This window comes from Streptomyces sp. SAS_270 (assembly GCF_052543295.1).
Genome location: NZ_JBMNDS010000057.1, coordinates 15,737 through 28,721 on the forward strand (window position 1 = coordinate 15,737; position 12,985 = coordinate 28,721).

The 12,985-nt window shown below is 70.6% G+C and carries 12 protein-coding genes; 6 read left to right on the forward strand and 6 right to left on the reverse strand.

Annotation, left to right across the window (positions count from 1 at the left end; translation table 11 throughout):
- Positions 1 to 16: 16 nt before the first annotated feature.
- Both ACN6LB_RS30735 and ACN6LB_RS30740 read left to right on the forward strand, forming a co-directional pair.
- A complete protein-coding gene (locus tag ACN6LB_RS30735) occupies positions 17 to 673 on the forward strand; it encodes an HAD family acid phosphatase (protein ID WP_445028711.1) in 657 nt (218 codons plus the stop codon).
- 68 nt (positions 674 to 741) lie between these two features.
- Positions 742 to 1,143: a PPOX class F420-dependent oxidoreductase gene (locus ACN6LB_RS30740; RefSeq protein ID WP_445028712.1), complete on the forward strand. Its 402-nt coding sequence runs from the start codon at positions 742 to 744 to the stop codon at positions 1,141 to 1,143.
- A gap of 78 nt (positions 1,144 to 1,221) precedes the next feature.
- Here ACN6LB_RS30740 and ACN6LB_RS30745 read toward each other — a convergent pair whose 3' ends face one another.
- The 3 genes from ACN6LB_RS30745 to ACN6LB_RS30755 all read right to left on the reverse strand — a co-directional run bounded on the left by ACN6LB_RS30745 (position 1,222) and on the right by ACN6LB_RS30755 (position 4,264).
- Positions 1,222 to 2,226: a Gfo/Idh/MocA family protein gene (locus ACN6LB_RS30745; RefSeq protein ID WP_445028713.1), complete on the reverse strand. Its 1,005-nt coding sequence runs from the start codon at positions 2,224 to 2,226 to the stop codon at positions 1,222 to 1,224.
- A gap of 74 nt (positions 2,227 to 2,300) precedes the next feature.
- Positions 2,301 to 3,071 (reverse strand): SDR family oxidoreductase, encoded by a 771-nt coding sequence (locus ACN6LB_RS30750; protein WP_356139858.1) that lies wholly within the window; start codon positions 3,069 to 3,071, stop codon positions 2,301 to 2,303.
- A 14-nt stretch (positions 3,072 to 3,085) separates the two neighbouring features.
- Positions 3,086 to 4,264, reverse strand: coding sequence for a phytanoyl-CoA dioxygenase family protein (locus ACN6LB_RS30755; protein WP_445028714.1), 1,179 nt, complete (start codon positions 4,262 to 4,264; stop codon positions 3,086 to 3,088).
- Positions 4,265 to 4,374: 110 nt separating this feature from the next.
- Here ACN6LB_RS30755 and ACN6LB_RS30760 point away from each other — a divergent pair, with 110 nt between their 5' ends.
- The 3 genes from ACN6LB_RS30760 (at position 4,375) to ACN6LB_RS30770 (ending at position 7,599) form a co-directional block, all read left to right on the forward strand.
- Positions 4,375 to 5,421 carry a LacI family DNA-binding transcriptional regulator gene (locus ACN6LB_RS30760; RefSeq protein WP_445028715.1) on the forward strand — a complete coding sequence of 349 codons (1,047 nt, stop codon included), beginning with the start codon at positions 4,375 to 4,377 and terminating at the stop codon, positions 5,419 to 5,421.
- Positions 5,422 to 5,769: 348 nt separating this feature from the next.
- Positions 5,770 to 6,762, forward strand: a complete 993-nt coding sequence (locus tag ACN6LB_RS30765; RefSeq protein WP_445028716.1) for a pectate lyase family protein — start codon at positions 5,770 to 5,772, stop codon at positions 6,760 to 6,762.
- A gap of 30 nt (positions 6,763 to 6,792) precedes the next feature.
- Positions 6,793 to 7,599 carry a pectate lyase gene (locus tag ACN6LB_RS30770; RefSeq protein WP_356139862.1) on the forward strand — a complete coding sequence of 269 codons (807 nt, stop codon included), beginning with the start codon at positions 6,793 to 6,795 and terminating at the stop codon, positions 7,597 to 7,599.
- Positions 7,600 to 7,699: 100 nt separating this feature from the next.
- On the opposite strand, the gene ACN6LB_RS30775 is transcribed toward ACN6LB_RS30770, so the two are convergent.
- The 3 genes from ACN6LB_RS30775 to ACN6LB_RS30785 form a co-directional block, all read right to left on the reverse strand.
- On the reverse strand, positions 7,700 to 8,116 hold the full coding sequence (locus tag ACN6LB_RS30775; protein ID WP_445028717.1) for a Zn-ribbon domain-containing OB-fold protein: 417 nt from the start codon (positions 8,114 to 8,116) through the stop codon (positions 7,700 to 7,702).
- 128 nt (positions 8,117 to 8,244) lie between these two features.
- Entirely contained in the window at positions 8,245 to 8,913 is a 669-nt protein-coding gene (locus tag ACN6LB_RS30780) for a TetR family transcriptional regulator (RefSeq protein WP_356144747.1), read from the reverse strand.
- Positions 8,914 to 9,114: 201 nt separating this feature from the next.
- A complete protein-coding gene (locus tag ACN6LB_RS30785) occupies positions 9,115 to 11,577 on the reverse strand; it encodes a SpoIIE family protein phosphatase (RefSeq protein ID WP_445028718.1) in 2,463 nt (820 codons plus the stop codon).
- A gap of 274 nt (positions 11,578 to 11,851) precedes the next feature.
- Between ACN6LB_RS30785 and ACN6LB_RS30790 the strand changes: the two genes are divergently transcribed.
- A complete protein-coding gene (locus tag ACN6LB_RS30790) occupies positions 11,852 to 12,943 on the forward strand; it encodes a substrate-binding domain-containing protein (protein ID WP_445028720.1) in 1,092 nt (363 codons plus the stop codon).
- Positions 12,944 to 12,985: the final 42 nt, after the last annotated feature.

The window sequence follows — 12,985 nt, forward strand, 5'->3', positions numbered from 1 at the left end:
TGAGAAGGGGACGGTAATGACAGGACGTGGTGTGGGGCGCCGTATCGGCGCGGTCTCGGCGGTCGTGGCGCTGGGGATCGGAGGAACGGTCACCGCAGCGGGGACCGCCGCAGCGGGGACCGCCGCGGCGGCCCCGGCCGAGATCGCGGCGAGCGCGACGGCGACGCAGAGCGCCGACGTCGACTACGCCACCTGGCAGGGCGACGTCCAGGCCGTCATCGACCAGGCCACGCCCTACGTCGCGCAGCGCACCGCGCAGGCGTCCGGCCAGAAGCTCGCCCTTGTCTTCGACATCGACAACACCACGTTGGAGACCGACTTCCACCCCTGGTACCAACTCCCCACCCCGGCCCTCAAGCCGTCCCTCGCGCTCGCCAAGTACGCGGCCTCCCGGGGCGTCGCCATCTTCTTCGTCACCGCGCGGCCGGGCATCATCGCCGCCGAGACGAAGTGGAACCTGAAGACCGTCGGCTACCCGGTCTCCGGCCTGTACGCCCGTGACCTGCCCGACCTGTTCGACGAGGTCAGCGCCTACAAGACCGGCGAGCGGGCGAAGATCGAGTCCCTCGGCTACACGATCATCGCCAACATCGGCAACAACGGGTCCGACCTGGTCGGCGGCCACGCCGAGCGCACCTTCAAGCTGCCCGACTACGACGGCCAGTTGTCCTGACCCCGGTGTTCCCCGCTGTACCTGACCGAGGGCCCGGGCCTACGAGCCCGGGCGCTTAGACTCCGGCCATGAACGAGACCACGCTGGACACGCTCGGGTCGGGCAAGTACCTGCTGATCACCAGCTACCGCAAGAACGGCACGGGCGTCGCCACGCCGGTGTGGGTGGTCCGCGACGGCGCGGCTCTGGGCGTCTGGTCCGCCGCGGACTCCTGGAAGGTGAAGCGGATCCGCAACCGGCCCGACGTCCTCGTGGGCCCCTGCGACCTGCGCGGCAACCCCACCGGTGACCCGGTCCCGGCCAGGGCCGAGATCCTCGGCCCGGCCGAGACCGCCGAGTACCGCCGGCTCCTCGCCCGCAAGTACGGTCTCCTCGGCCGCCTCACCCTTCTCGGCAGCCGTCTGCGGCGCGGGGAGAGCGGCACGGTGGGCATCCGCATCTCGTCGGCCGACATCTCGCAGGCCGACTGAGAACGCACACGCGAACGCCCCAACGCCTGTGAACGAACAGGGCGTTGGGGCGCTCGGCCGTCGAGGCGACGGTGGGTGTCACCCCTTGCGGACGTCCTCCAGCCGGACCGGACGGTGCTCCGCCAGCGACAGGGTGCAGGCCTCCGCGATCCAGCTCGCCTCGACGGCGTCGGCCACCGTGCACGGCGAGGCGGAGCGGCCCGCGACCACCTCGGTGAACGCGGTCAGCTCGGCGCGGTAGGCGTCGGCGAAGCGGTCCATGAAGAAGGTGTGGGGCGTGCCGGCGGGGAAGGTGACGCCCGGCTCCACGGAGCGCAGCGGCAGCCGGTCCTCCAGGCCCACGGCGATGCTGTCCTTCATACCGTGCAGTTCCAGGCGTACGTCGTAACCGCGCGCGTTGTGGCGGGTGTTGGAGATGACGGCGAGCGTACCGTCGTCGAGCGTCAGCACCGCCGACGCCGTGTCGACGTCGCCCGCGGCCGCGATGAACTCGGCGCCGCGGTTGCCGCCCGCCGCGTACACCTCGGTGACCTCCCGGCCGGTGACCCAGCGCACGATGTCGAAGTCGTGCACGCTGCAGTCCCGGAAGATGCCGCCCGACACGGCGATGTACGCGGCCGGCGGCGGCGCCGGATCCAGCGTGGTCGAGCGGACGGTGTGCAGCGGACCGAGCTCACCGCTCACCACCGCCTTGCGCGCGGCCACACATCCGGCGTCGAAGCGCCGGTTGTAGCCGATCTGCACCTCGACCCCGCTGTCCTCGACAGCGCGCAGCACATCGAGGCTCTCCTCGACGGTCCGCGCCACCGGCTTCTCGCAGAAGACGGGTACCCCCGCTCGTACGGCGGCGAGGATCAGTGACGGGTGCGCGTCGGTGGCCGCGGCGATCACGATGCCGTCCACCCCGGAGGCGAACAGCGCCTCGGGGGAGTCGACCGCCTTCGCCCCGAACCGCTCGGCTGCCGAAGCGGCGGCCGCCGCCACCGGATCCGTGACCACCAGCGAGTCCACCGCGTCGAGCCCGGCGAGGGTCGAGGCGTGGAAGGCGCCGATCCGGCCGAGTCCCAGGATGCCGATACGCATGAGAAGTTGCTCCTTCGAGCCCAGGGGAGGGAGGGTGTGTGGGGGAGTGGATCTTGTACGCCCGCTCGCGCGGGTCAGTCGAGTCCGCCGACGACGTTCTGGTCCCAGTCGATGACCGAGCCGGTCACCACGCCGCTGCGGTCGGAGAGCAGGAGTACGACGAAGTCGGCGATCTCGTCGACCTGCCCGAGCTTCCCCATCGGCAGGGTCTTCGCCGCCTTCTCCCGCCAGTCGTCGCCCGCGCCGTGGAACGCGCGCTGGATGGCGTCCTCGCCCTCCGTCTCGGTCCAGCCGATGTTCAGGCCGTTGATCCGGATCCGGTCCCAGCGGTGGGCGTGCGCGGCGTTGCGGGTGAGGCCCGCGAGTCCGGCCTTGGCGGCGACGTACGGCGCGAGGAAGGGCTGCCCGCCGTGCTCGGAGGACGTGATGACGTTGACGATCGTGCCCGGCGCTCCGCGGTCCACCAGATGCCGGACCGCCGCCTGCATCGCGAAGAAGGGCGCCCGCAGATTGATCGCGATGTGCGCGTCGAACAGCTCCGGCGTGGTGTCGAGGAGCGAACCGCGCGAGGTCAGACCCGCCGCGTTGACCAGGCAGTCGACCCGCCCATGAGCGGCCACGACCTGCTCGACGGCGCCCTGGGCCTGCGTGGGATCGGAAAGATCGGCCCGCACGAAGAGAGCGCCGGTCCGCGCCGTCAGCGGCTCGGCGACCTCGGCGCGGCGCCCCGTGAAGGCGACGGTCGCGCCCTCACGTACGGCCGCCCGCACGATGCCCGCGCCGACGCCCTGGCTGCCGCCGTTGACGAGCACGACCTTGTCCCGCAGAAGTCCCTGGAGTCCCATGGGTGTTGGCTCCTTCAGTTCGTGCGGCGCGCGGCGCCGGCTCTGAGTTCCTGACGCAGCCGCTGCGGGGTCCAGCCCTCGGCGACGGCCTGCAATACGGTGTCCGCCTGGGACGGCGGCGCGAGTCCGCCGACCGGCGGGTCGAGATCCAGGTCGGTCGGGAAGGGGTAGCCCTCGGCGCAGGCCGCGACCACCCGGCGCAGCCACCCCTCGTCGGCGCCCTCGTCCTTGCGGCGCAGCAGGACCGGGAAGAGCGCGTTCGCCGTCGTCTCCCGGTCGGCACTCTCCATCGCCCGGCCGAAGGCGGAGGAGATCTGCAGGAGGTTCGCCATGCGTCGGATGCCGGCTGAGCGGTTGTGACCGGCCGCGTGGAAGAGCGCCGGGTTGAAGAAGACGGCGTCGCCCTTGTCCAGCGGGAGCTGCACGTGACGGTCCGCGAAGTACTCGATGAACTCGGGGCGCCGCCAGGCGAGATAGCCGGGCTCGTACTTCTGCGAGTGCGGCAGGTACAGCGTCGGGCCGGACTCGACGGGCATGTCGCAGTGCGCCACCGCGCCCTGGAGCGTCAGGACGGGGGAGAGCCGGTGCACATGGGCCGGATATGCCGCCGCCTGTTCCTGGGAGAGGAAGCCGAGGTGGTAGTCGCGGTGCGGGCGCTGCGCCGCTCCTGCCGGGTTGACGACGTTGACCTGCGAGGTCACCTGGTAGCCGGGGCCGAGCCAGGCCTCGGCCAGCAGCGCCGTCATGTCGTTCGCGTAGTAGTCGGCGAACACGTCGGGCGCGCGGGCCGCCAGTTTGTCGAGAGCTCCCCACACCCGGTCGTTGTCCCCCGGCTTGGCGAAGTGGTCGCCGCGGGCCCCGCCCGTCGCCCGCTCCTCCTCGATCAGCGCCTCGAAGACGTCGGTGGCCCGGTCCACGACCGCGGGTTGCGCAAACGCCCGCTTGAGGACCACGATGCCCGGCCCGTCCAGCAGGGCGCGCACGAACTCGTCCTGGACCGCCCGGCGGCCGGACGCGGTGACGACGGACTCACGGATCCGGTCACTGTCGTAGAGCAGGACGTTCTGCTCGACCGCCTGGGCGGCGGGATAGGCGTGCGGCTCGGTGCGCTGCTCGACCAGCGCGCGGAAGTCGTCGAGACGGCAGTCCGCGTCAGTCAGCCAGGTCCGCGCTCCCGGGGCGTTCGCAGACATCAGGAATCCTTTCGAAAGACTCGGTCATGTGCCAGTCTCATGACCTCGAGCCCCTCATTCAATGCACGCAAGTCCATCAAAAACCCCTCAACGAAGTCCAGGACGCAGCCATGGCACACCCGTATCCGATCAGGGAGATCGCCCGTCAGGCCGGCCTGAGCCAGGCCACCGTCGACCGGGTCCTCAACGGGCGGGGCGGCGTACGGGAGAGCACCGTCCGCGAGGTGCGCCAAGCCATCGACGACCTGGACCGCCAGCGCACCCAGGTGCGCATCGGGGGCCGTACGTTCATGGTCGACATCGTGATGCAGACACCGGACCGGTTCTCCGCAGCGGTGCGCGACGCCCTGGAGGCGGAACTGCCGTCCCTGCACCCCGCCGTCGTGCGCTCACGATTCCACTTCCGGCAGACCGGACCCGTCGCGGAGCTCATCAGGGCCCTGGACAAGATCGCCAGGCGCGGCACCCAGGGAGTGATCCTCAAGGCGCCCGACCTGCCCGAGGTCACCGCGGCGGTCGGGCGGCTGGTGGCCATGGGCATCCCGGTGGTCACCCTGGTCACCGATCTGCCGGGCAGCGCGCGGCTCGCCTACGTGGGCATCGACAACCGGGCGGCCGGCGCCACCGCGGCCTATTTGGTGCGGCAGTGGCTCGGCGACCGTCCCGGCAGCGTGCTCACCACGGTCAGCCGCGGCTTCTTCCGCGGTGAGGAGGAGCGGGAGATGGGCTTTCGCGGCGCCCTGCGCGACGCGGCGCCCGCGCGGCGCCTGGTCGAGGTCACCGGCAGCGACGGACTGGACGCCACCCAGCGCGAACTCGTCCTGGCCGCCCTCGAACAGGACCCGGAGATCAACGCGGTCTACTCCATCGGCGGTGGCAACGCGGCGACCGTCGAGGCCTTCGACGCGCTCGGCCGCGACCTCCACGTCTTCGTCGCGCACGACCTGGACCATGACAACCTCCGGCTGCTCGGGGAGGGGCGGCTGTCCGCCGTGCTCCACCACGACCTGCGGCAGGACATGCGCCGGGCCTGTCAGACGATCATGCGGGCCCACCACGCGCTGCCCGACGAAGGGCCCTTCCTCCCCTCGGCGATCCAGGTGGTCACTCCGTACAACATGCCGCCCGGGGCGACGGCGATGCCTTTCACCGGCTGACGGAGATCCCCTTGCCGTTTGCCGTTTCCCGGGTGAGGCGCTGTGGCATCGGCGGCGCAGGAGGCGGGGCCATCGGCGCCGTCCGGTACGGGAGTTGGCCGGATGTGTTCTGCGCGAAGCGTTGACTAGAAAGCGCTTGCCCCTTACGTTCCCGTTCAGCAGCGTGACTCATGTACGTCATCGCATGTACGAGATATGAGATCTCGGAGCCGCATCACCTGGGGAGTGCACACCCCAGTCTCGTCGCACCCCGTTCTTGGGTGTCGCTTGCATGTCGCGCGAAGTTCAACATGGCGTACGTCGTTCGCGAATATGACCCACGGATTCCCCCCGAAGGGACACACCCGCATGCGTACTCTCCCCCCACACCTCCCCCCACGGAAGCGCTCCCGCCGGCTGGTCCTGGCGACAGCCGCAGCCGGGGCCCTGGCTGTCGGCACGGCCCTCGTCCTCCCGCAGAGCGCGGGAGCCGCCGAGACCGCGCCGATCGGCTTCGGCGCCGGGACCACCGGCGGGGGCGGCGCGTCCTCCGTCACGGTCAGCACGCTGGCCGCGTTCAAGACCGCGGTCACCGGCAACACGGCGAAGGTCGTCAAGGTCAACGGCCTGATCTCGCTGAGCGGTCAGGTCGACATCGGCTCCAACACCACAGTTCTGGGCGTCGGTTCGTCGTCCGGGTTCACCGGCGGCGGGCTGCGTCTCAAGAAGGTCACCAACGTCGTCGTCCGCAACCTGAACATCAGCAAGCCGGTCGCGCCGGCCGACGGCATCACCGTCCAGGCGTCGACGAAGGTGTGGATCGACCACAACGCCTTCTCGGCCGACCGCAACCACGACAAGGACTACTACGACGGTCTGCTCGACATCAATCACGGCTCCGACTACGTCACGGTGTCCTGGAACACCTTCAAGGACCACTTCAAGGGCTCGCTCGTCGGCCACAGCGACAACAACGCGAGCGAGGACACCGGGCATCTGCGGGTGACGTACCACCACAACTGGTTCAACAACGTCAACTCCCGCATCCCCAGCCTGCGGTTCGGCACCGGACACTTCTACGACAACTACGTCGTCGGGGCCGAGACCGCGGTGCACCCGCGCATGGGCGCCCAGATGCTCGTCGAGAACAACGTGTTCCGCTCCACGGCGGTCGCCGTCACCACGAACCGCGACAGCGATGTGGACGGCTACGCCAATCTCCGCGGCAACGACCTCGGTGGAGCCGCCACCGAGATCTCCCGGGTGGGCACGTTCACCAGCCCGCCCTACAGCTACACCGCCGAGCCCGCCTCGTCCGTCGTCGCCTCGGTGACGTCCGGCGCGGGCGCCGGAAAGCTCTGACCACCCCCCTCTGGAAGAAGGCATCGGGACATGACTTCACCAGTACGTCCGCGCCCGCGACGGCGCGCGCTCACCGGAGCCCTGGCCGCACTCGGGCTCTCGACTGTCATGATCATGACAGAAGGCGCTCTGACTCCGGCGAGCGCCGCGACCTGGCCCACCCCCAACGGCAGTCAGGCGGTCTCCTCCACCATCCCGGTCTCCGGCACCAAGGACTACGGGATGAAGCGCCTCTACGGCAGCGGTGACCTCGGCAGCGACAGCCAGGACGAGGACCAGGGGCCGATCCTGGAACTGGCCCCCGGCACGGTCCTGAAGAACGTCATCATCGGCGCGCCCGCCGCGGACGGCATCCACTGTCTGGGCAGCTGCACGCTGCAGAACGTCTGGTGGGAGGACGTCGGCGAGGATGCGGCGACGTTCCTCGGCTCGTCGTCGTCCAACGTCTACACCGTCTCCGGCGGCGGCGCGAAGGAAGCCAGCGACAAGGTGTTCCAGTTCAACGGGGCCGGAACGCTCAACGTGTCGAACTTCGCGGTGAAGAACTTCGGTACCTTCGTCCGCTCCTGCGGCAACTGCAGGACGCAGTACAAGCGGAAGATCAATCTCAACACCATCGAGGCGACCTACAAGGGCAGCAAGCTCGTCGGCATCAACACCAACTACGGCGACAGCGCGACCCTGAAATCCATCAGGATCCTCGGGGACACCAGCAAGAAGATCATCCCCTGCCAGAAGTACATCGGGAACAACACGGGCAAGGAGCCGACCACCAACGGCAAGGACGCCGACGGTACTTACTGCAAGTACGCGGCCTCCGACATCACCTACGGCTGACGGTCCTTCCCCTTGGTGACTGGGCGAACCGGCCCTGCACGCCGGTTCGCCCAGTCGCTCCGGACCTGCGGGCCCTCTTCGAGGGCGCCCGCGCGTGGCGTCAGTTCCAGCTCCCGTAGGTGCCTTCGATGAGCTGGAACACCGGCTGCCTGCGTACCGGGTCCTGGGCGGTGGCGAGTTGGACGCGGTCGCCGCTGTGGATCGTGGCGGGCGAGCCCATGACCCGGCCCCGGACGGTGAATCCCTCCGCCATCTCGATGAGGGAGACATTGCGTGCCGCCGGCGTATTGCGGTGGATCACGGTGGAGTGCCGTACGACGCCGGTCCCGGCGCTCGCCTCGGTCCGCAGGTCACTGCCCGCGCAGACCGGGCAGAGCAGACGCTGGTACATCGCGGTGCCGCACCAGTGGCAGCGCTGGAAGAGGACGGCGTCCCCGGCGCGCTCCTCGGGGGCCGCGTCGAGCACGTCCGTCGCGGGGCCGATCCCCGGATGAAGCGCGATTCCTGGGTGGTACACGATGTCATCTCCCTGCGCTCGGCCGGAGTCCGATGTGCGCGGATCACCGTGCACGACCACAGGCTATGGCACTGAGTGCCACGCGTAAAGGCACTCGGTACCCTCAATCTGGGGAGAGCGGGAAACGGTCAGTCCCGGCCCAGCGTGGACTCGATCTCCTGGACGACGCGCCACATCGGCGCACCACGCCGGGAGACGACGACGACCACGTCCTCCCGCTCCTGTGCCGCCACGTCGCCCGGCGGGCCGCCGAAGGTAGTGCGCACATATCCGAGCGCATGGTCCACCGGCGCCGTCGCGTCCCCCTGTCCGTCGGAGCGCAGCCAGGAGCGCAGGGCGTTGTTGTGCGCGGCGACCACCGCCGCGGCGATCACGTCGGCCTGCAGGGTGCCGTCGCGCCGGCCGGCGAAACGCCCGCGCAGATACTCGGCGAGGGCGCGCTCGTAACGCCAGACGACCGACAGCTCGTACGCGCGCAGGCCCGGGACCTTCTTGGTGAGGCGGTAGCGCTGTACGGAGAAGGTCGGGTTCTCGGCGTACATGCGCAGGACGAGCCGGGCGGCGTCGCAGACCCGCTGCACCGGGTCGTCCGCGTCGGCGCCGTCGCTCAAAAACGCCGTCATCTCGGCGAGGCAGCGCTCGTGGTCGGGGAAGACCACGTCCTCCTTGGACGGGAAGTACCGGAAGAAAGATCGCCGGCCGACCCCCGCGAGCGACACGATGTCGTCGACCGTCGTCTGCTCGTAGCCGCGCTCCAGGAAGAGCTGAAAGGCCGCGGCGACCAGCGCGTCCCGCATCGGCGGCTTCGCGCTCGTCGCGTCGGCGGGCTCGCGGCGCCGGGGTGCCTCGTTCATGCACGGGAAACTAGCACCGAACGGATGCTGTGGCACTCAGTGCGCATTTGAGAGGGAACTGAGTTCCTTGTCGATTCGGCGCGTCATCCGTGCTCGACGCGGCGGCGTCCGAGCCGGGTACCAATGGGTCGCCGCCGTGCGCGTTCAGACCGGTGGTTCCGTGAGGGACTGCTCGGCCCAGATGATCTTCCCCTCCGCGGTGTACCGGGTGCCCCAGCGCTGGGTGAACTGGGAGATGAGGAACAGACCGCGGCCGCCCTCGTCGGTGGTCTTCGGGTGGCGCAGGTGCGGGGCGGTGGCGCCGCCGTCGGAGACCTCGCAGATCAGGGCCTGCTCGGTGATCAGACGCAGCCGGATCGGCCCGCAGGCGTGCCGGATGGCGTTGGTGACGAGCTCGCTCACGACCAGTTCGGTGGTGAACGCGAGGTCGTCCAGGCCCCATTCGCCCAGTTGCCGGGTTGCCGACTTGCGCGCCTCGGCGACGACGGCCGGGTCGAGGGACAGCTCCCACGTCGCGACGCGTTCGGCGCCCAGCCGGCGGGTGCGCGCCATCAGGAGCGCCACGTCGTCGTACGGCCGCGTCGGCACCAGGTCGTCCACGATCGTGCGGCACAGCCCCTCCAGCGGCCGACCGGGTTCCTCCAGCGCCCGGCGCAGCCGCTCCCGGCCCGCCTCCGGGTCGCGTCCGGTACGGGGCGTGGCGATGAGTCCGTCGGTGTGCAGAGCGAGCACGCTGCCCTCGGCCAGGGACAGTTCCAGGGACTCGAAGGGCAGGCCGCCCATACCGAGCGCCGGTCCGGGCGGGAGTTCGGCGAACGTGACCGTGCCGTCGGGGTCGACGACAGCCGGCGCGGGATGGCCCGCGCCGGCCATGGTGCACCGCCCGCTGACGGGGTCGTAGACGACGTAGAGACAGCTCGCGCCCATCGCCTGCATGCCGCTGGTGCGGGCGTCCGCCCCGGCACCCTCCTCCCGGGCCGTGCGGCTGACCAGGTCGTCGAGGTGGGCGAGCACCTCCTCGGGCGGCAGGTCGAGGTCGGCGAGGGTCTGCACGGCGGCGCGCAGGCGTCCCATGGCGGCGGCGCCGTCGATACCGTGCCCGGCGACCTCGCCCACCACCAGGGCCACTCGCGCCCCGGACAGCGGGATGACGTCGAACCAGTCCCCGGCCAGTCCCGTCAGCTCGTCGGCGGGCCGGTAGCAGGCGGCGACCTCCACCGCGCCCTGCTCGGGGAAGCCGTGCGGGAGCAGGTTGCGCTGCAGGACGAGGGCCGCGTCGCGCTCGCGGGTGTAGCGGCGGGCGTTGTCCACGCACAGTGCCGCCCGGCGCACGAACTCCTCGGCGAGGTTGAGGTCGTCCTCGTCGAACGGGTCCTGGCGATCGCGCCGGAAGAACGTGGTGACGCCCAGCGTGGTGCCGCGGGCACGGATCGGCACGATCATCACGGTGTGCAGGCCGAGGTCGAGGAACGAGGCGGTCCGCCCGCCGGGCAGATCGGTGGCCCACTCCTTGGCCAGCGGGTCGAGCCGGGCCTCGCGCCAGGAGGCACCGGTGGCCAGCGAGCGGATCGGGGGCGATCCGGCGAGATACGCGGCCACGTCCCCGATGCCGACGACGGCCTCGGGAACGCCCTCCCGCACCGACCGGTGTCCCGCGCGCCGCAGCGGCACCACGTCCGTGTCGCCGAGCGGACCGGACGGCGGTTCGGCGCCCCTGAGCACGGATTCCAGCAGGTCCACGGTGACGAAGTCGGCGAGGCCCGGTACGGCGACGTCGGCGAGTTCCTGCGCGGTCTGCATCACGTCCAGGCTGCGGCCGATGTGCTCCCCGGCACGGTCCAGCAGGGCGAGCCGTCGACGGGCGCGGTAGCTCTCGGTGACGTCAAGGACCGTGTAGTACACGCCGATCGGGTGGCCCTGGTCGTCCTCCAGCCGGATGAACGACATGGCGTGCGCCGTCTCGTGGTGCGGCGCCGACCGTACCCGGCCCACGTGTTCGTAGCCGACCACCGGCTCGCCGCTCTCCAGCACGCGACGCATCTGCTCTTCGAGGGTCTCGGCGTCCAGACCGGGCTGCACGTCGGCGAGTCTTCGTCCCAGCCGCTGCTGTGCGGGGCCTCCGCCGAACTGCTGGAGGGCGGCGTTCGACCACACGAACCGCAGGTCCGTGTCGACGATCGCGATGCCCACGGGTGATCGCGCCGACATCCGCTCCAGCACCGACCGGCTCATGTCCCAGCCCGGGCCCCCGGCCAGATCCGCCACGAGCGCCACCCAGCGGGCCGGGCCGTCACCGCCGACGAACGGGACGACCCGCACCATCACCCGCATCGGAAGCCCGGTGCGGTGCCGCGCGGTGAGCAGTCCCACCCAGCCGCCGTTGCCCCGGCAGTGGTGGGCCAGCTCGGGGAGGCGCGCGGCGTCCTCGGGCAGCAGCAACTCGGCGGCGTACCGGCCCAGGACCTCCGCGGCGGGATACCCGAGCAGCCGCTCGGCGTCCGCGGTCCAGCTCGTCACCGCCATCCGGGCGTCGAGCAGCACCGGCGCAGCGTCCGCCATGTCGAAGCGCTGCCCGGCCAGTACGTCCGGTTCCTCGCTCGTACCCACCGAGGCCCTCTCCGCTCCCCGAAGGTGGTCTTACCCCCTCATGCCCATTCTTCACTTTGTATGACCACGATGCGGGCAATAGGAAAAGGTGGCGAGCCGGTGCCGGGGGATCCAGGGTGCGCTGCCCATGGCTGCAGCTCGGCCTGCGGGGACACCTCAGTGATCGTGTTGAGCGCAAACGATCGATACGATTGTGGGCGTACAGTGAGCTGACGGGATCACGCTCCGCGTTCGCCCGTAGTTCGTCCGTCCGGCCTTGCCTCAGGGGGAGCCCATGCGATTGCACGTCGACCAGCGTCATGAGCGGGTACTGGAACTCGTCCGGCAGCGCGGTAGCCTCCGGGTCGCCGAACTCGCCGCCGAACTCGGTGTCTCCGCAGTGACCCTGAGGCGTGACGTGGAGGCGCTCGCCGCGCAGGGCCGGGTGCACCGCCTGCACGGCGCGGTGGTCTGGCCGGGTGACACGGCCACCGAACCGGGGCCCCGGCAGGGCGCCGCCGAGGGCACCGTGATCGGAATGATCGTCCCGACCACCAATTACATCTTCGCGGACATCGTCCGCGGTGCGCGCGAAGCCGTCGGCGCCCAGGGCGGCCGGCTCGTCCTCGGCATGTCCGGATACGTCGACACCGAGGACCCGGTGCAGGCGGAGCATCTGATCGCGGGCGGTGCCGAGGGACTGCTCGTCGCGCCCAGCTGGTTCGGCGGCGTGCCCGTCGCCGGCCAGGAGCAGTGGTTGCTCGACTGCGAGGTGCCCACCGTCCTGGTCGAGCGCTCCGCACCGGCCGGGAACCCCGCGGCGGGGCTCGACCGGGTGCGCACGGACCGGGCGCACGGGGCCGCGGTCGCCGTCGGTCACTTCGCGTCGCTCGGGCACCGCCGGATCACCGCGGTGCTGCAGGAGGGTCCGCATGCCACCCAGATCTCCGTCGGTTTCCATGCGGCCGTGCAGTCACTGGGCCTGGAAGTCGACACGGGCGCTCCGACGGTCCGGGAGCACGGGGACTACGAGGCCACCGTCGACTACCTGACGGAGGCGGTACGCAGACGCGGGGTCACGGCCGCGCTCGTGCACAGCGACGAGGACGCGATCGTGCTCGTCCCGAAGCTCCAGGCCCGGGGCATCCGCCTCCCGGACGACCTCGCGCTCATCGCCTACGACGACGAGGTCGCCGGCCTCGCGGATGTGCCCCTGACGGCCGTCGCGCCGCCCAAGCGCTCCGTGGGGGAACTGGCCGCGAAGCTGCTGCTGCAGCGGCTGACCGAACGCCGTGACGGCCGGGCCCCGGCGCCGCGCCAACACCTCGAACTGCTCCCGGAGTTGAGGGTCCGCTCGTCCTGCGGTGGTAAAACGCTCGATTCCTGATCGCTGTGCGATCGTTTTGATTGTCTTGCTCGAATGCTCTTG